This is a genomic window from Erythrobacter donghaensis, from assembly GCF_002155425.1.
GTDB classification, from domain to species: Bacteria; Pseudomonadota; Alphaproteobacteria; order Sphingomonadales; family Sphingomonadaceae; genus Erythrobacter; species Erythrobacter donghaensis.
The window spans coordinates 88296-113816 of the sequence record NZ_MUYG01000010.1 but is presented as its reverse complement, the minus strand read 5'-3'; the positions used below and the strand labels follow the sequence as shown (position 1 = coordinate 113816).

20 protein-coding genes are annotated in these 25521 nt (G+C 68.1%); 5 read left to right on the top strand and 15 right to left on the bottom strand.

The genetic code is table 11. The features are described 5' to 3' along the window. The first annotated feature begins 9 nt into the window (after nt 1–9). The 3 genes from BZF59_RS08945 to BZF59_RS08935 all read left to right on the top strand — a co-directional run bounded on the left by BZF59_RS08945 (nt 10) and on the right by BZF59_RS08935 (nt 5380). Nucleotides 10–777, top strand: coding sequence for a hypothetical protein (locus BZF59_RS08945; RefSeq protein WP_143738131.1), 768 nt, complete (start codon nt 10–12; stop codon nt 775–777). A gap of 151 nt (nt 778–928) precedes the next feature. Further along, a complete protein-coding gene (locus tag BZF59_RS08940) occupies nt 929–1882 on the top strand; it encodes a calcium/sodium antiporter (protein ID WP_086607922.1) in 954 nt (317 codons plus the stop codon). A gap of 126 nt (nt 1883–2008) precedes the next feature. Continuing rightward, a complete protein-coding gene (locus BZF59_RS08935) occupies nt 2009–5380 on the top strand; it encodes an autotransporter domain-containing protein (RefSeq protein WP_086607921.1) in 3372 nt (1123 codons plus the stop codon). Nucleotides 5381–5462: 82 nt separating this feature from the next. On the opposite strand, the gene BZF59_RS08930 is transcribed toward BZF59_RS08935, so the two are convergent. Further along, the gene (locus BZF59_RS08930) at nt 5463–6131 is read right to left on the bottom strand and encodes a hypothetical protein (RefSeq protein WP_086607920.1); all 669 of its coding nucleotides are present in this window, start codon (nt 6129–6131) and stop codon (nt 5463–5465) included. Then, the gene (locus tag BZF59_RS08925) at nt 6128–6334 is read right to left on the bottom strand and encodes a helix-turn-helix transcriptional regulator (RefSeq protein ID WP_086608396.1); all 207 of its coding nucleotides are present in this window, start codon (nt 6332–6334) and stop codon (nt 6128–6130) included. Before BZF59_RS08925 ends, BZF59_RS08930 begins: the two co-directional genes overlap by 4 nt. A gap of 211 nt (nt 6335–6545) precedes the next feature. Between BZF59_RS08925 and BZF59_RS08920 the strand changes: the two genes are divergently transcribed. Then, nucleotides 6546–7184 (top strand): lysozyme, encoded by a 639-nt coding sequence (locus tag BZF59_RS08920; protein WP_086607919.1) that lies wholly within the window; start codon nt 6546–6548, stop codon nt 7182–7184. A 101-nt stretch (nt 7185–7285) separates the two neighbouring features. Here BZF59_RS08920 and BZF59_RS08915 read toward each other — a convergent pair whose 3' ends face one another. The 4 genes from BZF59_RS08915 to BZF59_RS08900 form a co-directional block, all read right to left on the bottom strand. Then, a complete protein-coding gene (locus BZF59_RS08915; protein ID WP_086607918.1) occupies nt 7286–11527 on the bottom strand; it encodes a translocation/assembly module TamB domain-containing protein in 4242 nt (1413 codons plus the stop codon). After that, nucleotides 11527–13905: an autotransporter assembly complex protein TamA gene (locus tag BZF59_RS08910; protein WP_245806088.1), complete on the bottom strand. Its 2379-nt coding sequence runs from the start codon at nt 13903–13905 to the stop codon at nt 11527–11529. The genes BZF59_RS08915 and BZF59_RS08910 overlap by 1 nt, the downstream gene beginning before the upstream one ends. Next, nucleotides 13874–14719, bottom strand: a complete 846-nt coding sequence (locus BZF59_RS08905) for an arginyltransferase (RefSeq protein WP_086607917.1) — start codon at nt 14717–14719, stop codon at nt 13874–13876. Before BZF59_RS08905 ends, BZF59_RS08910 begins: the two co-directional genes overlap by 32 nt. A 243-nt stretch (nt 14720–14962) precedes the next feature. Then, on the bottom strand, nt 14963–16225 hold the full coding sequence (locus tag BZF59_RS08900; RefSeq protein ID WP_086607916.1) for a threonine ammonia-lyase: 1263 nt from the start codon (nt 16223–16225) through the stop codon (nt 14963–14965). Between the two features lie 155 nt (nt 16226–16380). On the opposite strand from BZF59_RS08900, the gene BZF59_RS08895 reads away from it, so the two are divergent. Beyond that, complete coding sequence (locus BZF59_RS08895; RefSeq protein WP_086607915.1) at nt 16381–18033, top strand: amidohydrolase; 1653 nt, start codon at nt 16381–16383, stop codon at nt 18031–18033. Here BZF59_RS08895 and tatC read toward each other — a convergent pair whose 3' ends face one another. From tatC to BZF59_RS08850, 9 genes are all read right to left on the bottom strand, one after another. After that, nucleotides 18034–18843 carry a twin-arginine translocase subunit TatC gene (gene tatC, locus BZF59_RS08890; protein WP_086608394.1) on the bottom strand — a complete coding sequence of 270 codons (810 nt, stop codon included), beginning with the start codon at nt 18841–18843 and terminating at the stop codon, nt 18034–18036. After that, nucleotides 18836–19243, bottom strand: a complete 408-nt coding sequence (gene tatB / locus BZF59_RS08885) for a Sec-independent protein translocase protein TatB (protein WP_086607914.1) — start codon at nt 19241–19243, stop codon at nt 18836–18838. The genes tatC and tatB overlap by 8 nt, the downstream gene beginning before the upstream one ends. Nucleotides 19244–19278: 35 nt before the next feature. Then, nucleotides 19279–19521: a twin-arginine translocase TatA/TatE family subunit gene (gene tatA, locus BZF59_RS08880; RefSeq protein ID WP_086607913.1), complete on the bottom strand. Its 243-nt coding sequence runs from the start codon at nt 19519–19521 to the stop codon at nt 19279–19281. A 73-nt stretch (nt 19522–19594) separates the two neighbouring features. After that, nucleotides 19595–20215 carry an SMC-Scp complex subunit ScpB gene (gene scpB / locus BZF59_RS08875; protein WP_086607912.1) on the bottom strand — a complete coding sequence of 207 codons (621 nt, stop codon included), beginning with the start codon at nt 20213–20215 and terminating at the stop codon, nt 19595–19597. Next, a complete protein-coding gene (locus BZF59_RS08870) occupies nt 20212–21012 on the bottom strand; it encodes a segregation and condensation protein A (RefSeq protein ID WP_086607911.1) in 801 nt (266 codons plus the stop codon). The genes scpB and BZF59_RS08870 overlap by 4 nt, the downstream gene beginning before the upstream one ends. After that, nucleotides 21009–22031: a beta-N-acetylhexosaminidase gene (gene nagZ / locus BZF59_RS08865; RefSeq protein ID WP_086607910.1), complete on the bottom strand. Its 1023-nt coding sequence runs from the start codon at nt 22029–22031 to the stop codon at nt 21009–21011. The genes BZF59_RS08870 and nagZ overlap by 4 nt, the downstream gene beginning before the upstream one ends. A gap of 84 nt (nt 22032–22115) precedes the next feature. After that, nucleotides 22116–22859, bottom strand: a complete 744-nt coding sequence (locus BZF59_RS08860; RefSeq protein WP_086607909.1) for an SPOR domain-containing protein — start codon at nt 22857–22859, stop codon at nt 22116–22118. A gap of 40 nt (nt 22860–22899) precedes the next feature. Continuing rightward, a complete protein-coding gene (gene argS, locus BZF59_RS08855; RefSeq protein ID WP_086607908.1) occupies nt 22900–24648 on the bottom strand; it encodes an arginine--tRNA ligase in 1749 nt (582 codons plus the stop codon). A gap of 220 nt (nt 24649–24868) precedes the next feature. After that, entirely contained in the window at nt 24869–25519 is a 651-nt protein-coding gene (locus BZF59_RS08850) for a hypothetical protein (RefSeq protein ID WP_086607907.1), read from the bottom strand. Nucleotides 25520–25521: the final 2 nt, after the last annotated feature.

The window sequence follows — 25521 nt, the reverse complement described above, 5'->3', positions numbered from 1 at the left end:
GGCCTCCTCGTGCTCGCTCTCGCCGTCACGCTTCGCCCCGCGCTGGCGCAGACCGCAGAGCCTGACGCTGCCCGGCTCGCCGCGCTCGAGGCCGGATGTGCGCAAGGCACCAACGCCGATTGCGAGGCGTTGCGGGTTCATTTCGGCCGTGGCATGGACACGCGCGAGAAGTTCGCCTTCTACACGCGCCGTGCGTGCGAGACGGGATCGGCACGTCAATGCACCGTCTATGCCGCCCGCTCGAGCGTGGGAGCCACGGGCTTTCCGCCCTCCAACCGCGCGCTTCAGGCCGAGTTTGCGCTGCGCGCCTGCCGGGGCGGTGACGCCGATGGCTGCGGCCTTGCCGGGCTCATGGCCAATCGGTCCAACCCCTATTCCGAAGCCGACCGCACCTTCATCCACAATCGCGTCTGCGAGATCGGGACGGCCAGCGACTGCGGCAAGGCTGCCTATGCCATGGGCGAAGCGCAGCAGTGGGAACGGGCCTACACGCCCGCCCAGCGCGCCTGTTCGCGCGGCGATGCCAATTCGTGCACCAATGTCGGGGCCTACCGTGCGCGTTCTGACAACGCGCAGCGTGCGCTCGCCCGGCGCGAGCAGGAACGGGCGCGCTCCGCGGCTCAATCCGCACCGCCGCCGCCGCCGAGCACAGCCAACACGGCCCCCAGCAGCAATGCCGCGGCCGGGATCGAATCCTGCATCACGCCGGCTGGCACACGCGGCACGCGTGCCTTTTCAACCTCCAACGGCCAGAGGATCCACGGCCGCTGTTCATGAATGACTGATCGATGCCTGGCTGGCTGTTGGCAGGCATACGCGTCTTGACTAGTCGTGTGATCGGCACCGGGTTCGTACGGCGGATGTGACCCGTGCATTCGCAAGCCGGAGGGAATGTGTCGCCATTCCCGCTCGATGGAGCAGCTTTGCAATGGCTTATCTTCTTGTTCTCGGTGGCCTCGTCCTGCTCGCGCTCGGCGGCGAGTTGCTGGTGCGCGGCGCGGTCGGGATGGCGGCGCGGATCGGGATTTCGCCGCTGCTGGCGGGGCTCACCATCGTCGGCTTCGGCACCTCGATGCCGGAACTGGCGACCAGCGTGCAGGCGGCCATGGCCGGAGCGCCGGGGATCGCGATGGGCAATGTGGTGGGATCGAACATCGCCAACATCCTGCTGATCCTCGGCGTGTCAGCGTTGATCGCCCCGCTGGCGGTGAACCCGCGCTCGTTCAAGCGGGACTCCATTGCGCTCGGCGGTAGCGCCTTGCTGTGCACCGGGGCGGTGCTGCTCGGCGTGATCGGGCGGCTGCCGGGGGTGGTGCTGCTCGCCTGTCTGGTCGGCTACATCTGGTATGCCTACAAGTCCGAGGCGGCGGCCGACGACGACGAGTGCCACCGCCACGAGGCCGAGGCCGAAGACCGCCCCGTGCCGCCCGATACCGGCCCGGTGGTGCTCGGCGCGATGATCGTCGCAGGGCTGGTGGCGGCGATTTTCGGCGCGGGCTGGCTGGTCGACGGGGCGACCGTGCTCGCCAGCGCGGCGGGGGTCTCGGAGAGCGTGATCGGGCTGACGGTGGTGGCGATCGGCACCTCCCTGCCCGAACTGATTGCCTGCGTGGTCGCGGTGATCCGCAAGCACGCCGATGTGGCGCTGGGCAATGTGGTGGGATCGTGCATCTACAACGTGATGGGCATTCTCGGCGCGACTGCGGTGATCCAGCCAATCGCCGTGCCGGCCGAGATCGCGGCCTTCGACATCTGGGCGATGCTGGGCGTGACCGCGCTGCTGCTGGTGCAGTTGCGGAGCGGATGGAAGCTCTCGCGGGGCGAAGGGGCGCTGCTGGTGGTGCTCTATGCCGGATACACGCTGTTTCTTGCGACACGCTGAGGCATTATTGCAACGCTACGCAATCAGATGTGACAAAGTCACAAAAGCGAATTGCCAGAACGGGTTGAGACGCTAGCGTGCAATCCATCGGCTGGCAGGGCAGCCACCCCTAATGGAGAGACGCACATGATATCCTCGCAGAATTCGCGCCGCAGCTTGCTGACCGGATCGGCTCTGGCTGCGCTGTCGCTGGCGGCTGTCGCCACACCCGCCATGGCCGTGGTGCCGAACGAGAACACCACCTCGGACGAAATCGTCGATACCGATGACGAGTTTCGCGGTGTCGGCATGTTCTTCCGCGCTGACGGGTTTGTGTGCTCGGGCACGCTGATCAACCCGCGCACCGTGCTGTTTGCCGCGCACTGCGTGAACGACCTGCCTGAAGAGGCCTACAACGCCGACGACATTCCGGCCGCCTGGTCGTTTAATGTCAACGCCCTGCCCGGCTTCCAGAACTGGTTCGCCAACAACTTCGCCAGCAACCCCAACCTCGGCGTGTTCAACATCAACCGCATCTTCTGGGATCCGCGCTCAACGCAGGACGCCTTCGGGCTCGGCTTCCTCGAAGCTGACATTGCGCTCGCCAGCCTCGATACCCCGGCGGCCGGCATCCCGACCTGGGCACTGCTGTTCACCACCCTGCCCGCGCCTGAAACCAGCGATCCTGTGCTTGGCACGGGGTATCACGTCAACATCGTCGGCTACGGCGCCACCGGCAACGCGGTTCAGGGCCCGGTCGGCGGCATCGACTTCCGCCGCCGCGCGGCCGAAAACATGCTGGGCGGCTTCTTCTCGCTCGATGACCAGGACGAATATCTGTTCGGCCCGGGCGATCCGACCTTCCCGCAGAACCTCTATCAGCTCGATTTCGACTCGCAGGATCGCAGCTTCTTCCGCGACATCAACATCCACCGCGACGATGCGCTGCCCAACGAAGGCACCACCGCAGGCGGGGACTCGGGCGGTCCGCTGATCCTTGATGCGGCCAACAACACCCTGTCGAACGAAGATCTAGTGATCGGCGTGCTGTCGGGCGGCTCGCGCATTCCGCAGCTCGGGCAGGCATTCAGCACGCTCGGTACCACCAGCTTTTATCAGCCGCTGTCGCTCTACTGGCAGTATATCGTCGAGAACAATCCCTACCGCTATGTCTCGGCCAAGGCCGGGAACGGCAACTGGGAAGATGCCAACCACTGGCAGACCGACCTCGACCCGATGTACCGGATCATCAATTCCGCCGGGCAAGTGGTGAACGGCCTGCCGACCACGCCCGAGCTCGGGCCGGATGGCACCGACGGCAAGTTCGGCGCGTTCTGCGTCGAATTCGAAGAGCCGGGTGACGAATGCTTCAACATCGGCACCGGCGAAATCATCGACACCTCGCCGACGCCCGCTGGCGGCAACCAGGCCGCCACGGCAACCGGCGAGCTGACCAGCGGCCGCGCACGGGTGTCGCTCGATGCCATTTCCGGCGGCGCCGCGATTACCGCGCTGCCGGGTGAAGTGGCGGCGCTCGACGCTGCGCTGGCCGGGCAGACTTCGAGCCGTCCTGACCGGGCCAGCAATCTTCAGGCGCAGAACGGCGCCGCGATGTTGCCCACCCCGACGCTGGCCAACGGCCTGCCGGGTGCGAGTGGCTTCGTGCCCAACAACATCGACGCGGTCACCACCGCCGAAGTGCGCGTCGATCCGCGCTACTTCGACGTGACCCTCAGCCGCGACGGCACCACCACGCTGAGCAGCGACGTCACCATTGACCGGCTGACCATCCGCGGCAATGCCGGGCTGACGGTGGCTGCGGCGGGCGATCTCACCTCGCTGATCGACATCAACCAGTTCGGCGGCCGGGTGAACGTCAATGGCGGCCTCACTTCGGTCGGCGATTACACGCTGTTTGCCGGGATGCTCGAAGGCACCGGCACGGTCACTGCGCCGTTCCTGACCAGCATCACCGGCGTGTTCTCGCCCGGCACAATGGGCACCACCGGCACGCTGACGATCGACGGCAATCTGGTGATGTCCTCGGGCACCCAGTTCAATGTCGACCTGGGCACCGGCAATATGTCGGATCGCCTCGCGGTGACCGGCATCGCCAATGTCGGCGGGATCGTGAACCTCGGCATGGGTGTGACCCAGCGGGTCAACGGCAACGGCCAGACCTACACCATCGTCACCGGCACTGATGGCGTCAGCGGCACCTTCACCGCCCGCCAACTTTCGGCGATCCTCAGCCAGCGCTTCATCTATCAGCCCAACGCGGTGCTGATGGAAGTGCGGGCGGAGAGCTATTCGTCGGTGATCGATCCGAACAACCCGGTGCAGGATGCCTATGCCCAGCTGTTCGACCAGAACCGTCCGAACGCGGCGCTCGCCGATCTCTACGGTCTCGACTTCGCTTCGGCCGATACCATCCGCAGCACCTTCGACGGGCTCGCCCCGGTGAACGAGCAGGCGGTGCGGTCGGTCTCGCAGCTGTCGGTCAACCTGCTCCAGAACTTCAACGATGCGCGGATGCGTGAGGCTGACAAGTCGCGCGCAGGCGGCAAGATTGCCGTCACCGGGCGTCCGCTGGATCTGGCGCAGATGAGCCTGGCGCCGGTGGGTGCCCCGCTCGGCGGTGCGATGATGGCGCTGCAGGACGGCGGCGAAACCGAAATGACCGAGAGCAGCCTGCCCGACAATGTCGGCATCTTCCTCTCGGGCGGCTATGTCAGCGGCGAGGCGGACAGCCTCCCCGGCTTCGCGCAGGAAACCGACATCACCGGCCTGTTCATCGCCGGCGGGATCGAGTTCTACCCGGGTGAAAACACCATGGTCGGCCTCTCGGGCTACTACAACGACCTCGAAGCCGACGTTCCGCTCGGCCAGCGGGTCGACAGCCAGACCTATGCCGCCTCGCTCTACCTGCGCCATGCCTTCACCGATGGTCCGGTGCTCGATGCGCAGTTCAGCATGGGCAGCCTCGGGCTCGACACCACCCGCGCGGTGCAGTTCCTCGGCGCGACGCAGACGCTGACCTCGTCGTCCGATGACCGGCTGATCTCGGGTGCGCTGGGCCTGTCCTACGACATCACCAGCGGCATCGGCACCATCTCGCCGGGGATCGAGGCGCGCTATGCCAGCGTCGACCTCAGCACCGTGCGCGAAACCGGCGGCACCACCGCGCTCGCCGTGTCGCGGGAGAATTACGAGAGCAAGCAGGCGCGCTTCGGCTTCGATTACGAAAAGCAGGGCAAGGGCGTGTCGATCAACGGCTCTGCCCAGCTGGTGTGGGAGTTCGAGGACGGCCCGCAGCTGCTCGGCGCCAACTTCGCGCAAGGGGTCGGCCCCAACGCCAACTTCGTGCTCGATCAGGGCGATCACACCTGGGGTGAAGTCGGCATCAGCGCGACCGTGGGCGATGGCCCGCTGCAGTTCAGCGTCGGCGCAGACACCACCATCGGCCGCACCACCGCCGATGCGCAGGTCTATCGCGGGACGATGACCTACCGCTTCTGATCCTCACCGGATCGCAGCCAAACGAAAGGGCGCCTGCCACGCGGCAGGCGCCCTTTTCATTGCCGACCGGGAGGCGCGCCCGTCAGCGCGGCCACAGCATCCCGCGCCGTCCTGCTGTGATGAAGGTCGCTGCGAGCACGAGCACATAGAAGGCGGTCAGCAGGTCAAGCGGCGCGGGCGCGGGCGCATAGCCCAGATGTGCGGCCATCGCCCAGCCGCCGACCCCCACCAGCACGAGGCCGTAGGTAAGCGCGCCCGCCTCGATATTGGTCGCCAGCATCAGCTCGTCCGCCGCGCGGTAACTCCGGATCGCGAACCACAGGCCCGCCAGCAGCCCGATCGCGCCGATCGCCAGCGCGGCGGGGGCCGCCAGCGGCCCGACGGGGACGGCGCAGGCCAGCGCCAACAGGGCAATCCCCCACAGCAGCATCGCGACCCCGGAATCGACGAATTGCGACTGCATCTCGCGCACCTCGTCGGCATCCTCGACGTTCAGCATCTTCGCGCCGAGCGAAGGGCTCGATGCGCCCACCAGCACGATGGCGGCGATCAGGATGTAGATTACCGCGACCAGTCCTGCGATCTCGACCGACAGCGGCAGGCGCTCAAGGCCGCGCGCAGCGGCGAAGTCGCCCGCGAAATGGCCCGCGCCATAACCGACAGCCCCGCCGAAAATCAGGCCGCCGGTCAGCTGCAAAAGCACCTTGCGCCACTTGGCCGGGGCGCGCGGGGGTGTGGTATCGCTGGTCATGCGTCGGGCTCCCAATGGTCGATGAACAGGTCAGGCACCGCCACCTCGAACAGGCGCGCCATGCGCAGCGCGAGCGGCAGCGAAGGATCATACTTGTCGGTCTCGACCGCGTTGATCGTCTGGCGCGACACGCCGAGCCGCCGGGCAAGCTCGCCCTGGCTCCAGCCGCGTGCCTCGCGGTAATGTTTCAGACGGTTTTCCAAGCGCGGGCAGACCTGTGCAGCGGTGGTTGGCATCCGGGCGGCGGGGATGCGGGTCGCCTGCCGCCCTGACAAGAGCTCTTTACAGTCAAGTACTCTTGTCAGTCAAGAGCTCTTGTCACCCCCGCGCGCGTTTGGGGTTTTCCTACTTGCCCGAACTGTGCCTAATTGTCCGGCCTCGCTGTTCCGCCAACCGCACCGGAGGCCCTGCCCCATGATCTTTCGCCCCGCTTCCTCGCTGCTGACGCTGCTGCGCCGGCTTCAATCCTTGTCCGCCGCCACAGCGCCGGAGTCCGCGCAAAGCCCCGCCGCGCCGGGCGAAGATTTTGTGCCTTCAGGCACTGTCTCATCTGTCTTCAACACGGCGGCGCCCACTGCTGTCGGCCCCGCGGGGATCGCGCTGATCAAGCGCTTCGAAGGCTGCGCGCGGCTGCGGAGCGACGGGCTGGTGGAGGCCTATCCCGATCCCGCCAGTGGGGGCGAGCCGTGGACCATCGGCTGGGGCGCGACCGGGCGTGACGGCTTCAACGGGGGACGGATCGGGCCTGCTACCCGCTGGACGCAGGCGCAATGCGATGACCGCTTGGCCGAGGATCTCGCGCGCTATGCCGCCGACGTCGCCGCCGCGCTGGGCAGCGCGCCCACCACCCAGAACCAGTTCGATGCGCTGGTCAGCTTCCACTACAACACCGGGGCGATTGCGCGCGCGACCCTTACCGCAAAGCATGTTGCAGGCGATCACGAAGGCGCGGCGCGCGAATTCGCCCGCTGGAACCGCGCCGCCGGACGGGTGCTCAAGGGCCTCGTCAACCGCCGTGCGGCCGAGGCGGAATTGTATCAGAGCGACAGGTGAGGGAATGCGCTGAAACGGCGGCGCAGCCGCCGCAAGCGCGACCGCGCGCCCGCAGCGCCGCAGGCGCGAGGAAACCGCACGCCGGATGGCGTGCGCAACAATCAGTAATCCCGGCTCACCTGCAACAGCACCGAATCGCGTCCGATGGTCGACACCGTGCCGAGCAGCGCCAGCCAGCTGGTGATCCGGTATTCGACCTGAGTCGCGCTGTAGCCGCGCCCGTCGGTGATCAGCTCGACGTAGATCTGGCGCGTGATGTTCTTGCCGATCGCCACCCCCGTCTCGCGGCCGATCAGTGGGTCGGCGCTGACGATGCGCAGCTGATCGAGCCCGATCGAGCGGCGCAGCTCGCCGATCGGGTCAATCCCTCCGCCCCCGCCCTGCAAGGACGCCAGCGCAGCGGCAAGCTGCACCGCGTCGGTCGCCGATAGCGAGGTGACCGAACCGCCGAACAGCAGCCGCGCGAGGATCTCCTCCTCGGGCAAGGCCGGGTCGGAGGAGAAGGTGATGGCGGGCGCGAGCGCGTTGCCAGTGATCGCGATGTCGACAATGGTGCCGTTCTTTGCGGTCTCGGCCAGCACGTCGAGGCGCGGGTTGATCGGCTCGTTCACGTCGAACAGGATGCGGCCGCGGGTGAGTTCGAAGCGGGTGCCTGCGAAGGTGTAGTCGCCGCGCACCAGTCGCGCGGTGCCGCCGATGCGCGGATCGGTGACGGTGCCGCGCAGCGCGATGTCGATGCCCCATTCGCTTTCAAGCCCGAGCCCTTCGACCGCGACCCGGCTGGGCGCGCTGGCGTTGACGAGGTAGCGCCAGCTGGCATCGCGGGCCGAGGCCTGGGTGCGGGTGCGCCCGCCCTCGCCATTGATCTCGCGGGTGGCGATCCGCGGCAGAGCGACATCCTCGGCCGCGGTGCCCAGCGCCCAGCGCGCCCGGTCGAGCGTGACGCGCCCGGCGATGATGCCGCCGCTGCCGTCGGAGACGATCCGCAACGGGCCGGTGATGGTCGCCTCGAGCCCGTTGCCGTCGAGCAGCCGCGCCCGGCTGGCCGCCGCCCGCAAATCGAGCGCGGGGCCGCGTGACGCGCTCATCCCGGCAAGGTCGATAGTGCCGCTGCCGCTGATCGACCCGCCGCCCGCGGTCGATCCGGCAAAGCGCACCAGCTCCAGCCGCGATCCGGCAAAGCGGCCGCGGGCGTTGACCTTGGTGATGCGGGTGCCGGTCAGCCCGCTCGACACCGTCAGATCGTCACTGGCGAGCGAGCCGTTGATGCGCGGGTCGGCGAGCGTGCCGGTGGCGCGTGCGGCGATGCGGACCGGGCCGGCGAGGTCGAAGGCCTCGACCGCGGCGAGCCGCCACAGCGTCTCAGCCGCACCGTCGAAGGCGAGACGCGCATCGAGCGACCCGCGCATCAGCCGATCGGTCAGCGCGCCATCGGGGGCGAGACCGGTGATCCCCACCGTCACATCCCCGCGCCGGTCCTCGCCCTCGAACAGGCGGGCCGCAGCGGTCAGGCGCTGCGGGCCGAGGTTGACCACGCCGAGCACATTGATCGGCTTGGACGAGACCACCAGCCCCGCGCGACTGAACCGGTCGATCCGCCCGCGCGCGCTGGCGGTCGGCGGTTCGCGGCCCGACTGGCGGTAGTCGATGACCCCGGTCAGCCGTCCGCCCAGCCCGAGATCCGCTCCCGCCAAATCGAGCAACCGCAAGGGCATACGCGACAGTTTGAGCTCTACCGCGGTCTCTCCGCCGCCGAGCTCGCCCGAGGCGATGGCGAAGCCGCCGCCGAAGCCGAACTGGGTCGGCGCGAGCGCCCAGCCGCCGTCGTCCTGCGCGGTGAGCACGGCACGGCGCGGCATGGTGATCTCGGCCCCGCCATAGCTCCCGCGCGCCACCGCAGCGATCCGCGACGGCGCGACATCGGCATCGAAGTTGAGCGCGAAGCGATCCGCCCGCCGCCCGGCGACATTGCCCGTCACCTTGCCCCGGCCATTGGTGATGGCCGCCTTGGCGGTAAGATTGGCAAGGCTGAGACTGCCGTAGCTGAACCCGGCAGCGGTGATGTCGGCCTCGACGCTGGTGTCGCCCTCGGCGACGCGCCCGGTCGCGGCGATATCGGCGCGGGCGATGCTGATCGGGGTTGCCCCGCCAAACTGCGCATCGCGCGCGGCCAGATCGACCGCGAAGCCCGTCGCCCCGCCGTTCTGCGGGCGGAAGCCGATGGTTCCGCTGACTCCGCCCCCCGCCAGCCTGAGATCGCCCGCAGGCCCGGCCTCGCCCAGCACAACGTCGCCGGTCACGGTAGTGCGATAGACGTCCAGCCGCTCGATCGCGATGCGGGTCGGTGCGTCCTCGGGCAGGAACAGCGCCAGCCGCCCGTCGAACGGCCCGAGCGTCGATCCGCCGCGCACGTCGAGCCCGAAGCCCTGCTCGCTCGGCGCGAGCGCGATGCGCACGTCGGTGAGCCCGGCGGCAGGATAGGGATCGGCCAGCACCAGCTCCCCGCTCGGCCCGTCGGCGGTGAATTCGGCGGCGACGGTGAAGGGGCCATACTGCGCCTGCCGCCCGCTGCCCGACAGCGCAGTGCGGGTGCCGCCGGTGCCGGGCACTACGCGGGTATCGAAGGTCGCCGTCAGCCGCGGCGCGGTGATCGCGGTGTTGCGCAGCACGATCGGCTGATCCGCGCCCATCCCGAGTTCGCCGTTGAACCGCACCTGCTCGCCCGCGAGATTGACCAGCGTGGTATTGCTGATCCCGCTCAGCACGCCCGCGAGATTGGCACGCAGGCTCCACGGCACGGCAGGGCCGAACTTGGCGAGGATCTTGGCATTGGCGGTGACATTGCCCGCGCCCTCGACCTTGAGCCCGCGCGCCGTGATCGGCCCGGCGATGGCATAGGCCCCGGCGGGGATATCGCCGCGCAGCGACAGCTCGGCCTCCAGCCCCCGGAAGGTGATCCGGGTCTGATCGGCAGCGAGCTTCTGGCCAGCGAAGTCATAGGTCAGCGCGCCATTCATCCGGCCCCGCATGAGGCGCGGATCGGCAAAGGCATCGCCGGTCACCACCTGCTCGGCGGTCAGCGCCAGCGGCACGCGCAGCACCGCGCCGTCCAGCCGGGCCGCGCCTTCCTGCGCGAGGCCGGTGGCGGTCACGCCCAGCGCGGTGAGGCGGCGCACGTCGATTTCGTGCCGGATCGCCAGATCATCGAAGGCGCCCGAGAGGCTGGCGACCAGCCTGCCGCCCTCGATCCGCACGGTCTCGCCCAGCAGATCGGGATCGCGCAGGGTGAAGGACACGCGCGCGCCATCAACCGCCTTGTCGGCGAGATCGGCGACCCCGGCGGCGCGCAGGTCGATCCCGCGCGACACGGCTGCGGCGCGCCCCTCGATCACGCTGTTCACCAGCGTGAAGCCTGCCGCGAGCGAGGTCGTCTCGCCCAGCGCGCGGCCTGTCACCGTGTCGGGCCCGAGCCCGGCGCGCAGCTGGCCGAGCACGCCATAAAGCCCCGCGTCATTGGTGATGCGGAAGGCAGCGACCGGCGGACCGGCCACGCCTTCTTGCCGCGCCACCGCCGCGCCGCGCCAGCGCTTCCAGCTGCCATCGCCGACGATCCGGCCGGAATAGCCCGCTTCCAGCCCTGCCAGTCCGGCGATCACGCCGCCTGCCGGGGCCATGGCATCGCCCGCCAGCACGAAGCGGTCGCCATCGGGCTCGGCATCAAGCAGCAGCGTGATGCGGTCGCGCGCGCCCAGCCGCGCCTTGGCGTCGATCAGCGCGCGGCCCTGACGGATATCGACCCCCGCGGTGAGATTGGCCCGCTCGTCACGCGCGGTGGCGAGGCCCTTGGCGATCACCAGATCCTCGATATTAAGCTGGTCCACCCGGATATCGAAATCGGGCAGCAGCGGCGCATCGGGATCGCCGGGCAGCAGTTCGGGCAACCGCGTCAGCCGTCCGCGCTTGGTGGTGATCTCGCGGATGTCGAGGCCATTCCACAGCCATTTGAGCGGTCGCCAGTCGAGCCGCACCTCGGGGATGGTGAGGAACGCGCCCTTGGGGTCGCTGACCGTCACCGTGCGCAGCACCGCCTGCGAATAGATGTCGCCCTCGATCCGCCCGACGGTGAAGCGCAGGCCCGAGGCTGGGGCCGCCGCCGCGATCTGATCGGCGATGAAACGTTTGCCGATCGGCGTCGCGAGGAAGCCTGCGACCAGCAGCACCGGGGCGAGCAGCAGCGCCAGCGCCCAGCCCAGCCGCTTGGCCCAGACGCGATTGCGCCGACCGCCCGGTGCAGGCGGGGGCGCTGCCTCGGGCGCAGGCGGCAGGGTCACCTCCTCGGCCATCAGAACGCCTGACCCAGACTGACATAGACCACCACCGGGCTATCGAACTGGCCGGGATTGATCGGGGTTGCGACATCGACGCGGATCGGGCCGAAGGTTGTCTTATAGCGGATGCCGATCCCCGCCCCCCAGCGGATCTCGTCGAAATCGGGTGTCGATCCGCGGCTGACCGAGCCGGCGTCGATGAAGGGCACGACCTCAAGCGCACCGTCGAACAGCGGGGTCTCCACCCGCGCCTCGAGTGCGAATTCGACCAGCGAGGCGCCGCCGGTGGGATTGCCCACGGCATCGCGCGGGCCGACACCCTGGAAGCCATAGCCGCGCACCGAGGCCCCGCCGCCGCCATACAGCCGCCGCGAGGGCGCGATCGCGTCGATTCCGGCGCCCTGAATGGTCGCCGCGCGCACCCGCCCCGCCAGCACCGCGGAGCCGAGCGACTGATAGTAGCTCGCATCGCCCTGCGCGCGCAGATAGAAGCTCTCCGACCCGCCCTGCCGCGAGACCTCGGGCGCGAGGAACACCGTGGCGCGATAACCTTGCGTGGGATCGAGCAGATCGTCGCTCTGGTCGAGGGTCAAGCTGCCGAACAGCCCGCCGATGAGGAAGGTGCGGCGCGGCAGCGGTGCGCCGGGCGCGATCCGCACGTTGCGGTTGCGTTCGTCGGTGTACAGCAATTCGGTGCCGATCTGCCAGCTGATCGGCTTCTGGAACAGGATGTTCGACACCTTCTCGAAGGTCGCGCGCATCCCGCCGCCGCGTGAATCCACCGCCTGCGTGGTGATGTCGCTGGCGAACAGGTCGACCGTCAGCACCTGATCGCGCCCGAGGAAATTGTTGCGCCGCACGCCCACGCTCGCCAGCGCCTCGCGCGTGCCGAGTATGCCGCGCAGCCGCAGCGCGCCTTCGGGTGGGAAGAGGTTGCGGTGTTCCCACCGGCCTTCGAGTTTGAAGCCGTCCTCGGTGCCGTAACCGATCGCCCCGGCGATGGTGCGCAAGGGTGCGCGTTCGAATTCGACATCGAGCGCGACTTCGCCGGGCTCGCCCCCTTCCGGCGGGCGAGTTTCGCGCGGGGTCACGGTGACGCTGGAGACGAGCCCCGTGGCGATGATCGCGCGCCTGAGATCGGTTTCGAGGCTCTGCTGGAACACGTCGCCGGCATCGAAGCGGGCGATGCGCGACAGGTGGCGGCCGGAGAGGAAGCGGTCATCGCTGCTGACCACCGGGCCGAACACGTATTTCCCGCCCGGCTCGACATCGAGCGTCAGATCGCCCTCGATCCGGGCGTGGTCGATCAGCAGTTCGGGCTCGCCGACCTCGGCGAAGGGATAGCCGGTCTCGCCCATCGCAACGCGCAGCTCCAGCTCGCGCTCGACGATGCGGTCGGCATAGAGCGGATCGCCCGGCTTGATCCCGAAGGCGGCGATCAACCGGCTGGCATCGGGTTCGGGCAGCGCGGGGAGCGCGCCGAGGCCGACCCGCCCGAAGCTGTAGCGCGGGCCGGGAAGGATATCGAAACGCACGCTCGGCTCGGCGGCGACGTCGGAACGCGGACCGTCATTCTCGTCATCGCGCGCGCGGCGGCCGCCCGACAATTGCCGCACCACCTCGCCGCTGTAATAGCCATAGGTGCGCAGGATATCGCCGAGCAGTTCCTGATCGGCGCGCGCGCGGGCGGCGATCTGCGGCACCGATTCGCCATCGTCATCCAGCGCGCGCAAGGTCGACAGCTCCCTGAAGCGCTGAATGAATTCGTCTTTTTCAGGGAAGGCCTCGGGGGCCTCGGGCAGCGCCAGCACCAGAGTCTTGCCGACCTTGGTTTCGGCCAGATCGGGCAGTTCGGCCATCACCGGCGCTTCGATGCTGGCGAGCGCTTCGAGCGCGGGATCGGGGGCGAGCGGCTGGGGATCTTCGAGCGCGAAGCCGGCAAAGGCGTCGCCCGCCATCGAGGGGGCCGTTGGGTCAATGCCGAACGGCGGTGCATCGGGTTCAAGCCCGGCTTCGGCCAGCGCGCTGTCGGCAAGCGGATCGTCGGGCACCACGACTGGCGACTGGTCCGCGACCCCGCCAGCGGCCCAGACTTCGGGATTGGCGAGTGCGTCTTCGGGGATCAGTGCGTCGAGATTGTCGGGCACGGCCTGGGGTTCGGGCGCGGGTTCGGGCGCCGGATCAGCCTGAGCAGGTGGCGACGCGGCTGGCGGCGGCGTGGCCGCGTCCGCTTGCTGATCCTCGCGATCGGCCTCTTGTTCGTTCTGTTCCTGAGCCTGAACGGGCGCAGCCGCCAACGCCAGCGCGCCGTGACCCAGTCCGGCGAGCAGCGCAATACCGAGCGTGAGACGTCGCCGGGCCCTAGCTGGCCGTGAATTTGACAGGCTGTCCATCCTTGCCCCGCGCGCCAGCGGGGATTTCGTCGGCGGTATTCCGCGGCGCCGTGGCGGCTGCGGTCAGGCGGCGCTGCTCCTCGGGATCGAGCAGCTGCCAGCCTTCGCGAGTCAGCCGCTCAAGCGGGCGATAGCGCACCTTGTACTGCATCCGCGGGCTGCCTTCGACCCAGTAGCCGAGATAGACATAGGGCAGCCCTTCGGCCGCCGCGCGGCGGATGTGATCGAGAATGATGTAATTGCCCAAGCCCGCACGACCGGGATGATCGGGTTCGTAGAAGGAATAGATCATCGACAGGCCATCGCCCTGCCGATCGGTCAGGCAGGCACCCACCAGCCGCCCCGGCTTGCCGTTGGGGCCGGGCTCGCGATATTCGGTGACCACGCTGTTGACCGGCGTGTGTTCGATCATATCGGCGTAGTCCATCTCGTCCATCGCCGACATCCCGCCATCGGGGTGACGCTGGCCAAGGTAGCGGGCGAGCAGCCCGAATTGCTCGTCGGTCGCCCAGGGGCGGCATTCATTGACGATGAGGTCGCTGTTGCGCTTCAGCTCGCGCTTCTGCGTGCCCGAGGGCTGGAACTGGTTCGCCAGCACCCGCACCGAGACGCAGGCCTGACAATCGAGGCAGGACGGGCGATAAGCGACCGTCTGGCTGCGCCGAAAGCCGATGCGGCCCAGCGCTTCGTTGAGCTGATCGGCGTGCGGGCCCTTCAGTTCGGTGAACACCTTCCGCTCGCTGCGACCCGGAAGATAGGGACAGGGCGCGGGGCTGGTCACGAAAAACCGAGGGAAGCGGATCGGTGCCGTCACGGGTGGGACCTGTCCTTGCTGCGAATGAATCGCGGTGGGCGAAAGTGTTAAGAAAATCTTATGCCCGCACAGGTGTTCCGGTAAAAGTCCCTTAACCATGAAAAAGTCGCGAAATATGCAGACACCCGCACGGCTCGCCGCAAAAGCGGGTCCGCTATGGTGCGAAAGGGGACTTTTGCACGCGTCATTGAAAAGGTGATCGGACGATGTCGGAGGCCGTCAGGGCCGAATGCCGGATGCAGCCTAGCCGAGTTCGACCAGCTGGACGGTATAGCCCTTGGCGCGCAGCCCCTCGACCAGCCGCTCGACCTGCTCGGCATCGCGCGCTTCGCATTCGATGTCGGTGATCAGGCCCTTGGCGGGCAGCGTGGTGAAGATGCGCTGGTGATAAATCTCGATGATGTTGACGTTGTGCTCGTCGAACAGGCGCATCACCTTGAACAGCGCGCCGGGTCGATCCTGCAAGGTGATCCTGAGCCGCGCGAGCCGGCCTTGCCGCGCCAGATCGCGCAGCAGCACATTGGCGAGCAGCCGAGTGTCGATATTGCCGCCGCACAGCGCAAGGCCGATCGACTTGCCCGCAAACCGCTTGGGGCTGCCCAGCACCGCCGCGAGGCCCGCCGCGCCTGCACCTTCAACCACGGTCTTTTCGATCTGGAGCAGCAGCGCCACCGCTTTCTCGAGCGCGGGCTCGTCCACCAGCAGGATGTCGTCGACACGCTCGGCAATCACCTTGGCGGTGAAGTCGCCCGGCACCTTGACCGCGATGCCTTCGGCCAGCGTGTCCCCGCCGCAGGGCAGGCTGCCGCCCTTGATCCGGTCGAACATCGACGGGAACAGCCCCGCCTGAACGCCGACGACTTCGATGTTCGGATTGAGCGCCTTGGCGACCGTCGCCATGCCTGAAATCAGCCCGCCCCCGCCGATCGGGGTGACGATGCAGTCGAGATCGGGCTTCACTTCCAGCATCTCTAGCGCAACCGTGCCTGCGCCCGCCGCCACATCGGGATCGTCGAAGGGGTGGACGAAGGTCAGGCCCAGCTCACCTTCGAGCTTTCTCGCATGGGCATAGGCTTCATCGAAGGTTTCGCCTTCCAATACCACCGTGCCGCCGACGCTTTCGGTCTGCATCACCTTCACCGTCGGCGTGGTGCGCGGCATGACGATGGTGACGGGCACGCCCAGCCGGGTGCCGTGATAGCTGAGCCCCTGCGAATGGTTCCCCGCCGAGGCCGCGATCACGCCGCGCCCGCGCTGTTCCTCGTTCAGCAGCAACAGCGCGTTCAATGCCCCGCGCTCCTTGTAGGCGGCGGTGAACTGGAGATTCTCGAACTTCAGCCAGATGTCCGCGCCGGTAATCTCCGACAGCGTGATCGAGTGCATCATCGGGGTCTTGACCACCGCGCCTTCGATCCGCGCGGCGGCGGCGCGGACGGTGTCGAGGGTCAGGTCGGCCGGGGTGGCGGCGGCGCCCTTGGGGCTCTGGGATGCGACGTGCGTTGCCATGGTGCCAGGGCGATTAGAGGCTTGCAGCCGTAAGGGCAATCAGCGCTGCGCCGATTTGGTCAAAAGGATTTCCTCGTGTCCGGAAAGTTGGCAATGCTGCGCGAAGGCGATAGGCATCGCCGCCGATCCCTTTGGCCTTCCTATCAAGGACCTCCATGCTGCTGACGCTCGCCCGCTCGCTTGCTGCCGTTTCCGCTCTGGCGCTCGCTGCCCCTGCCCTTGCCGATACGCTGGTCGACAATGTCGACGGGCTGACCATCGACGATAGCGGCGCGGTCAAGCGCTTCACGGGCCTCGTGTTCGATGATGACGGCAAGGTCACCACCTTGCTCGCGCGCGGCGAGGCGCGCCCGCGCACCGATTTCCTGATCGATGGCGAAGGCCGGGTAATGATCCCCGGCATGATCGACGCCCATGTGCACGTGATGGACATCGGCTTCGGCGCGCTGACGCTCGATCTGTCGGACACCACTTCGCTCGAAGACGCGCTGGCGAAGATCAAGGCCTTTGCCGAGGAGAACCCGGGCCGCCCGTGGATTCTCGGGCGCGGGTGGAATCAGGAGAAATGGGGCCTCGGGCGCTTCCCCACCGCCGCTGAACTGGATTCGGTGGTGGGGGACCGCCCGGTGTGGCTGGAGCGCGCGGACAATCACGCCAATTGGGGCAACACCCTCGCCATCACTACCGCAGGCGTCACCGCCAAGACGGCGGACCCTGCGGGCGGCAAAATCATCCGCGACTCCAAGGGCGCACCGGCAGGCGTGTTTGTCGACTATGCCGTGCAACTTGTCGGCAAGGTCGTCCCCCCGCCCCGACCCGAAGACCGCGACCTCGCCTTCATCAAGGCGCAGGAGGTGCTGCTCAAGTACGGCGTCACAGCGGTGGCCGACATGGGCACCGAGCTGGTCGACTGGAACACCTTCCGCCGCGCGGGCGATGCGGGGCGCTTGCAGATCCGCATCATGGCCTATGCCGATTCATTCGAGACGCTCGACACCGTCGCCGGGCCGGAGCCGACCGTGTGGCTCTATGACGACCGCCTGAGGATGGGCGGGATCAAGCTCTATCTCGACGGCGCGCTGGGATCGCGCGGGGCGACCCTCAAGGCGCCCTATCACGACGATCCGGGCGCGAAGGGCCTGCCGCTGCTCAGCCCCGCGCAGCTCAGGAACCTGATGAGCCGCGCGGCGATGGACAATTTCCAGACCGCCGTCCACGCGATCGGCGATGCCGCCAACAACGAGGTGCTCGGCGCGGTCGAGGAACTGTCCGAGACCTACAAGGGCGACCGGCGCTGGCGGATCGAGCATGCGCAGATCATTGATCCGGTGGACATCGCGCGGATGGGGCAGAACGGGGTGATCGCCTCGATGCAGCCGCTCCACCAGACCAGCGACCGGCTGATGGCCGAGGCGCGGCTGGGGCCCGACCGGCTGGAAGGCGCCTATCCGTGGCGCTCGGTGCTCAATGCGGGCGGGCGGCTGGCCTTCGGCTCGGATGCGCCGGTGGAGCCCGCCGACCCCTTCGCCGGGATGGCCGCCGCGATCAGCCGCACCGATGCGCAGGGCCAGCCCTTCGGCGGGTGGTTCCCGCAGGAAGCCGTCAGCCGCGAAACCGCGCTGGCAGGCTTCACGTCCGATGCCGCCTATGCCGGATTTGCCGAAGGGCGGTTCGGACGTCTGCTGCCGGGCGAGCGCGCGGACTTCCTGCTGGTCGACCGCGACCCGCTGCTCGCATCGCCCGACGCGCTGCGCCAGACGAAGGTGATCGGGGTGTGGATCGGTGGGGTCAAGGTGAAGGGGGAGTAATTACTCCGCCGCCGCGCGCTCGGCTGCTTCCTCGGCTTCGCGCGCGGCCTTGTCGGCCTCGACCGCCTTTTCCTGGAACCGCATCATCACCAGCGCGCCCTCGAACAGCAGCCACAGCGGCAACGCAAGGATCACCTGCGAGCCCGGATCGGGCGGCGTCACCACCGCCGCAATCACGAAGATCGCCACGATCACATAGCGCCGCGCCGCCGACATCTGCGCGCGGGTAATGATGCCTGCGCGGTGCAGCAACAGCAGCAGCACTGGCAGCAGGAAGGTCAGCCCGAAGGCGAGGATGAACTGCATCACCAGGTTGAGATATTCGCCCGCGCTCGGCAACGCCTCCAGCTTCATGCCCCCCGCCTCCCCGCCGAAGCCGAGGAAGAAGGTGAAAGCGATCGGCATCACCACGAAATAGGCCAGCGCCGCACCCGCACCGAACAGCACCGGGGTCGCCAGCAGAAACGGCAGGAAGGCCTTCTTCTCGCGCGCATAGAGCCCCGGCGCGACGAAAGCCCAGAGCTGGTTGGCGATCACCGGAAAACTGACCATGAAGCCCGCAAACAACGCGACCTTCAGTTCGACGAAGAACACCTCCGGCAGCTTGGTGAAGATCAGCTGGCCCTCGCCATTGGGGAAGGCCTGCTTGAGCGGCCAGACCAGCATCCCGAGGATTTCGTCGGCGAAATAGAGGCACACCCCAAAGCCCACCCCCAGCGCCAGCAACGCGCGGATAACGCGGGTGCGCAGTTCGATCAGGTGGTCGAGCAGCGGGGCGCGGGTCTCGTCGAGATCGTTGATTTTAAACATCGCCATTGCCCTTGGCGAGCGGCAGTTGCGGCTGCGCTTCGTCGGTATCTGGGGCGGTTGCGGGCGGCTCGGCGGCGGGCGGCGGAGGCGACTCGGGGGGCGAGAGTTTTTCCACCGGTGGCGGCCCCGTCATCACCGGCGCACCGGCTTCAGCCTCGGTCAAGGCGGCGGAGCGGCGCATGATCTCCTCGTTCTGCGCCTTCCACTTCTTTTCCATGTCCTCAAGCTCGGCCTCACGCACCATAGCGTCGATGCCGGAGCGGAAATGGGCCGAGACACGCCGGATCTTGCCGATCCAGCGACCAGCCGTCCGCATCGCCAGCGGCAGGTCCTTGGGCCCGATCGCCACCACCGCGACGATCAGGATGACCAGCAATTCTCCGATGCCGAGGTCGAACATAGGGGGGTGCGGTCAGCCCGCCTCCTTGGCAGGGGTCAGGCGCCGGGGGTGTCGGACTTGTCGAGCGTGGTCGGAGCCGGCGCTGCCGTCGGCGCGGGATCGGCGGCGGGCGGCTCGATCTGCCCCTTGGCCGGGGGATCTTGCGTCTCGCTCATCCCCTTCTTGAAGCTGGAGATGCCCTTGCCGAAATCGCCCATCATTTCCGAAATGCGCCCGCGGCCGAACAGGACCAGCACGACCAGTGCGATGATGAGAATTTGCCAGATACCGGGTTGCATAGTCCGAGACTCGTGTTGCTGTGGAAGCCCCATATAGGAGCCTTGGCGCGCCGATGCCACCCGGTGCGACGGATCAGGATGGGTCTTCGTCGTCGCTCTCGGCCTCGTCGGGCTCGTCGGGGTCGAAGCGCATCGCGGCCTCCATCGCCTCGTCCACCGGATCGAGCAGCCCGGCGGCGCGCAATTCGTCGATTCCGGAAAGATCGCGGCGGCTGGCGAGGCCGAAATGGTCGAGGAATTCGGGCGTCGTGGCGTAGATCACCGGGCGGCCCGGCACCTCGCGGCGACCGGCGGGCTTCACCCAGCCCGCCTCCATCAGCACGTCGAGCGTGCCTGCGCTGGTCTGCACGCCGCGGATCGATTCGATTTCCGCGCGGCTGACGGGCTCGTGATAGGCGATGATCGCCAGCACTTCGGTCGCCGCGCGGCTGAGGCGGCGCACCTGCTCCTTCTCGCGGCGCAGCAGATGGGCGAGGTCGGGCGCGGTTTCGAAGTGCCACCTGCCGCCGCGCTCAACCAGGTGCACCCCGCGCGGGCCATAGCGCGCTGTCAGCGTGGCCAGCGCCGCGCGCACATCGCCGGGGGCGGCATCGCCGAGATGGGCAGCGAGCGCATCGACCGTCATCGGCGCTTCGGCGGCGAACAAGGTCGCCTCGATTGCGCGTTCGAGCGGGTCGGGCTCGGCTTCGCTCATGCCCCCAGCCCTTGTCCTGTGCCGTCCTTCAGACGACGGATGCGCAGGGGGGCAAAGGCTGCTTCCTGCTCCAGCTCCGCGCGTCCGCGCTTGGCCAGCTCCAGCGCCGCGACGAAGCTGGAGGCCAGCGCCGAGCGCTTCAGTTCGGGCGAGGCGTGGGGCGGCAGGAAATCGCGGATTTCCATCCATTCGAGCGTCACGCCGAGCATCGCCGCGACCCGCTCCAGCGCCGAATCGAGCGTCATCACCGGGCGGTTCGCCACGTGATAGATGCGCGGCGCGGTGCGCGCCTTGACCTGCCCATAGGCCTGGATGAGGCTGAACAGGTCGGAGCGCCACACGGTCTTGCGGTCGGTGCGCAGGCCCTCGGGGCTCCCTCGCAGAAACACGTCGCGCCCGATCCGGTCGCGCCCCATCAACCGCCCCGCCGCCTCGCGCATCGCGCCGAGGCGCTGCAGCCGCAGTTGCAGGCGCAGCGCCAGTTCCTCGGGCGACGGGTCTTCCTGCTCCTCCTTCGGCAGCAGCATCGCCGACTTGAGGTAGGCGAGCCAGGCTGCCATCACGAGGTAATCGGCGGCCAGCTCCAGCTTCATCGCCCCGGCGCGCTCGATATAGGTGAGGTATTGATCGACCAGCGCGAGGATCGAGATCTGCCTGAGGTCGACTTTCTGCCGCCGCGCGAGATCGAGCAGCAGGTCGAGCGGCCCTTCCCACGCGCCCAGTTCGAGATAGAGCGCATCCGAATCGGGCCGCGACGCCTCGGGCGGGAACATGAAGGGCTGATCGGCCTCGCTCATGCCGCGGCTCCCGTCAGCGCCAGCAGCGCATCACGCTTGGACAGCAGCGCACCCGCCTCCGGGGCGAGCGTCGGGGCGATGCGGGTGCCTTCCAGCGCCCGCTCGAGCCGTGCGGCGGTGGTGGGAGGCATGGTGGGCAGCACCTCGCAAATCCCCTCCATGTCGTCCATCTTCGCCCAGCAATTGAGGATGATGTCGCACCCCGCCGCATGGGCCCGCGCCGCACGTTCGGGGATCGAGCCGCCCAGCGCCTCCATGTCGATATCGTCGGTCAGCAGCAGGCCATCAAAGCCGATTGCGCCGCGGATCACGTCGCGGATCACGGTTTCGGAGAGGGTCGCCGGGTTGTCGGCATCCCACGCGGTGAAGACCAAATGCCCGGTCATGCCGATCAGCGCATGGCTGAGCGTGCGGAACGGGGCGAGGTCGTCCTCAAGCTCCGCAGCCGAGGCTGTGACGGTGGGCAGCGCCTTGTGCGTGTCAACATCGGTGCGGCCGTGGCCGGGCATGTGCTTGACGCAACCGGTCACGCCGCCCGCCGCCAGCCCTTCGAGCACGGCGCGCCCGATCGCGGCCACGGCCACCGGGTCGCTGCCGAAAGCGCGGTCACCGATCACATCATGCGCGCCGGGCACGCGCAGGTCGAGCGGAGGGTGGTAATCGACCGTGATGCCCATATACGAAAGCTCCAGCCCCATCGCCGTGGCATTGGCCCGCGCCGCCTCGATCGCGCTGGCGGGCGCGATGGCATAGAGCCGTTCGAAGGCGGCCCCTGCGGGATAGCTGGCCCAGTGCGGCGGCCGCAGCCGCGCGACGCGCCCGCCTTCCTGATCGATCGAGATCAGCAGCCGGTCGCGCCCGTGGATGCTCCTGAGATCATCGGTCAGTGCGCGCAGTTGCTCGGGATCGACACAATTGCGCCCGAACAGGATGTAGCCCGCCGGATCGCAATCGCGGAAGAAGGCGCGCTCGTCAGGGGTAAGCTGCGGGCCGCCGAGGCCGAAGATTGCCGGAATCATGGTGGTGCCAGACTCGCACCCAAAGCCGGGGCTCGCAAGGGCAAGAGGGGCTCAAGACGGGGGCAGCACCCCGCCAATCCCCATCTATTTGACCTGACACTCGAGCCCGTCGGCCTTGATCGCGGCGCACAGGCGGTCGGCTTCGGCCCGGCTGCCGGTGACGGCCTGCAGGCGATAGACCGTGCCGATATCAACCTTGCCTTCGACCACGCGGTGCTTGATCCCGGCGAGCTTGTCGGTGCGGCGTTGCGCGTCGACCCAGCCCTGCTCGGCCCGCGCGCGGGTGCCATAGGCGGCGAGCTGCACGGCCGTGCCTGCCGCCGGAGCGGGTTCTGCCGCGGGCGTGACGGGCACCGGCTTGGTTGCGCCTGCCGAGGGCGTGGGCGCAGGCGCAGGCTTGCTGCCCGGCGTCCCGCCCGGAAGCGGCGGAAGGTTGGTATCGGCGACCACCGCGGGGCGCGATCCGCCCTCGCCCACGACGGGCGCGACATTGCCCGTGCCCGCGAAGGTCTTGCCGCCCGGATCGTCGGGCTTGGTCTTGACCGGCCCTTCGGGCGCGGAAATCACGCTGCCATCGGCGACCACATCGCCGCTTGCCGCACGATGGGAGACCCACCACACCCCGCCGACCACGACCGCGAGCAGCGCGACCATCAGGGTGAAGAACCCCGCGATCTGCATCATGTCGAAGCCGCCCGCGTCCTCGTCATCCTCGTCGGATTCTAGCCAGGGGAGATTGTCCGTGTCGGCCAGATCGAGCTCGTCGCCGAGCCCGTCGTTGCCGCCGTCCATCCCTTCGTCCAGTTCCTCGTATTCGGCGTCGATCATGGCGAAATTCCGGGCCCCCAAATGGCTCACATGCGCAAGATTACATGCTTTCGACCGCCTCGACACCCAAGACGCCGAGACCGCCGCAGATTACCTGCCCGATTGCGCTTGCAAGGAAAAGCCTTGCTGCCGTCAGAGCGGGGTCCTGTTCCACGATGAAGCGCTTTTCGGGCCGGTCGTTACCGAGGTTCCAGTAGGAATGGAGGTCGCCCGCCAGATCGTAGAGATAGAAAGCGATCCGGTGCGGTTCGCGCGCGCGGGCGGCGGCTTCGATCTCGCGCGGGAACTGCGCGGCGCGGGCGATCAGCGCCAGCTCCTCTGTCCCGAGCTTGTCGAGTGCCGCATCGGACGGCGTGATCCCCATGTCGGCCGCCTTGCGCAGGCTCGAGCGGATGCGCGCATGGGCATATTGCACGTAGAAGACAGGGTTGTCCTTCGAGGCTTCGACCACCTTGTCGAAGTCGAAATCCATTTGCGCATCGGGCTTGCGGGTCAGCATGGTGAAGCGCACCACATCCTTGCCGACCATGTCGACCACGTCGGCGAGCGTCACGAAATTGCCCGCGCGCTTCGACATCTTGAACGGCTGGCCGCCCTTCATCAGCTGCACCATCTGGACCAGCTTGACCTCGAAGGGCTTCGGGGAAGCGCCATCGGCACTGGTCAGCGCGGCGACTGCGGCCTTGATCCGCTTGACGGTGCCGGCATGGTCCGCGCCCCAGATGTCGACCAGCGCATCGGCGGTCTGGGCCTTCTGGAAGTGATAGGCGAGGTCGGCCCCGAAATAGGTCCACGCCCCGTTCGATTTCTTGATCGGGCGATCCTGATCGTCGCCGAACTTCGTCGAGCGGAACAGCGGGAGTTGGACGGGCTCCCAGTCCTCGGGCGGGGCCTTGCCCTTGGGGGCTTCGAGCACGCCGTCATAGACGAGATCGTGGTCGCGCAGCCACGCCTCGGCGGCATCGACCTTGCCCGAGGCCTGCAATTCGGCCTCGGACGAGAACAGATCGTGCGCGATGCCGAGCGTCGCGAGATCCTCGCGGATCATGTCCATCATCGCCGCCACCGCGCGGGTGCGGAACAGGATCAGCCATTCTTCTTCGGGGGCAGCGGCATATTTGTCGCCGAACTCGGCGGCAAGTTTCTGGCCGATATCGACAAGGTAATCGCCGGGATACAGGCCTTCGGGAATGGTGATACTCTCGCCAAGCGCCTCGCGATAACGCAAGTGCACCGAGCGGGCGAGCACATCGACCTGCGCGCCCGCATCGTTGACGTAGTATTCCTTGATGACCCTATGCCCGGCGAACTCCAGCAGCCCGGCGAGCGCATCGCCCACAACCGCGCCGCGGCAGTGGCCCATGTGCATCGGCCCGGTGGGGTTGGCCGAGACATATTCGACATTGACGGTCGCGCCCCCGCCCATCTGCGAGCGTCCGTAATCCGCGCCGAGGCTGGCGATGGCGCGCAGCTCGTCGAGCCATGCCTCGCCCGCGAGACGCAGGTTGATGAAGCCCGGCCCGGCAATGTCGGCGCTGGTGATGGAGGGCTGCACGGCGAGCTTTGCGGTGATCGCCTCGGCCAGCGCGCGCGGGTTCATGCCCGCAGGCTTGGCCAGCACCATCGCGGCATTGGTCGCCAGATCGCCGTGGCTGGGGTCGCGCGGCGGCTCAAGCGTGACATTGGCGAAGGAGGTGCCTGCGGGCAGCACGCCCTCGGCGACCAGATCGGTCAGCACGGTTTCGATCAGCGCGGTGTAGGCTGCGTAGAGGGTCTTGGGTGTGGTCATCGGTGTCTCGTGCGGTGTGCGCGGAAATATCGCGCGTGCAAGATAGGAAGCGGGGTCCCGGGTCAAGCCCGGGACGGGGGAGGAAGACGACTGCCCCACCTCACGAATGGCGCTGGCACGACGCCGACGGCGTCGCAAGCGCGACCGCGCGCCCGCAGGTGCTCTTGCGCGCAGCGCCGGAAACGCGCCGAGGATGCGGGCGCGGATGCGCCCGCACAAACTATCTCGTCACATTATACTTCAGCTGGTCCTCGGTCAGCTGGAAGCCGACCAGCATTTCGAACCGGGTGCGGGCGACGGCGGCCTTGACCTCGGGATCGGCCAGCGGATCGAGCGCCGCTTCGGCATCGCCCGCGCGTCGTCGCTTGGTGATCTTCTGGCGGATATCCTCGGGCAGCGCGGCGTCGGCGCGGTTGACGTAGCTCGCTGCCTTGCCGCTGGCGACCGCGCGGTCCTGCCCGTCGGCAAAGGCGATCGTCACCATGCCCACGCGCTTGCTGACCACGGCATTGCCGCCGCGCAGCACGGTCACGAAATAGGGCAGCTCGACCGTGCGCGCGCCGCGCGTGTCGCTGCGGCGGGCGTTGATGGTGAAGGTCGCCTCGGAATAGATCTTGTCGGTGCTGTCATTGCAGGTCGAGCGCAGATCGGTCATCGCCGCGCTCACATCGAGGCTGGCGACGGTGGTATCCCCGCCGGGGCGGAAGGTGGTGATATCGCCCGTATAGTCGGGAATCCCGACCGAGGGGCACAGCGTCAGTACGCTGGCAATGCCGACGCCCTGGTCGATCACCAGCTCGCCCTCGTTCGAACAGGCCGCAAGGCTCGCCACCAGTCCCAGAGCCACCAAGCCGCGCGCGCGAAGCATCATCA

Excerpts from the sequence above, each read along its gene's own strand:
- BZF59_RS08920 (WP_086607919.1), top strand. The coding sequence starts at position 6,546 with ATGATCTTTCGCCCCGCTTCCTCGCTGCTGACGCTGCTGCGCCGGCTT.
- scpB (WP_086607912.1), bottom strand. The coding sequence starts at position 20,215 with ATGAGCGAAGCCGAGCCCGACCCGCTCGAACGCGCAATCGAGGCGACC.
- BZF59_RS08895 (WP_086607915.1), top strand. The coding sequence starts at position 16,381 with ATGCTGCTGACGCTCGCCCGCTCGCTTGCTGCCGTTTCCGCTCTGGCG.
- BZF59_RS08870 (WP_086607911.1), bottom strand. The coding sequence starts at position 21,012 with ATGAGCGAGGCCGATCAGCCCTTCATGTTCCCGCCCGAGGCGTCGCGG.
- BZF59_RS08915 (WP_086607918.1), bottom strand. The coding sequence starts at position 11,527 with ATGGCCGAGGAGGTGACCCTGCCGCCTGCGCCCGAGGCAGCGCCCCCG.
- argS (WP_086607908.1), bottom strand. The coding sequence starts at position 24,648 with ATGACCACACCCAAGACCCTCTACGCAGCCTACACCGCGCTGATCGAA.
- BZF59_RS08930 (WP_086607920.1), bottom strand. The coding sequence starts at position 6,131 with ATGACCAGCGATACCACACCCCCGCGCGCCCCGGCCAAGTGGCGCAAG.
- BZF59_RS08940 (WP_086607922.1), top strand. The coding sequence starts at position 929 with ATGGCTTATCTTCTTGTTCTCGGTGGCCTCGTCCTGCTCGCGCTCGGC.
- BZF59_RS08850 (WP_086607907.1), bottom strand. The coding sequence starts at position 25,519 with ATGATGCTTCGCGCGCGCGGCTTGGTGGCTCTGGGACTGGTGGCGAGC.
- nagZ (WP_086607910.1), bottom strand. The coding sequence starts at position 22,031 with ATGATTCCGGCAATCTTCGGCCTCGGCGGCCCGCAGCTTACCCCTGAC.
- BZF59_RS08935 (WP_086607921.1), top strand. The coding sequence starts at position 2,009 with ATGATATCCTCGCAGAATTCGCGCCGCAGCTTGCTGACCGGATCGGCT.
- tatA (WP_086607913.1), bottom strand. The coding sequence starts at position 19,521 with ATGCAACCCGGTATCTGGCAAATTCTCATCATCGCACTGGTCGTGCTG.
- BZF59_RS08860 (WP_086607909.1), bottom strand. The coding sequence starts at position 22,859 with ATGATCGACGCCGAATACGAGGAACTGGACGAAGGGATGGACGGCGGC.
- tatC (WP_086608394.1), bottom strand. The coding sequence starts at position 18,843 with ATGTTTAAAATCAACGATCTCGACGAGACCCGCGCCCCGCTGCTCGAC.
- BZF59_RS08900 (WP_086607916.1), bottom strand. The coding sequence starts at position 16,225 with ATGGCAACGCACGTCGCATCCCAGAGCCCCAAGGGCGCCGCCGCCACC.
- BZF59_RS08910 (WP_245806088.1), bottom strand. The coding sequence starts at position 13,905 with ATGGACAGCCTGTCAAATTCACGGCCAGCTAGGGCCCGGCGACGTCTC.
- tatB (WP_086607914.1), bottom strand. The coding sequence starts at position 19,243 with ATGTTCGACCTCGGCATCGGAGAATTGCTGGTCATCCTGATCGTCGCG.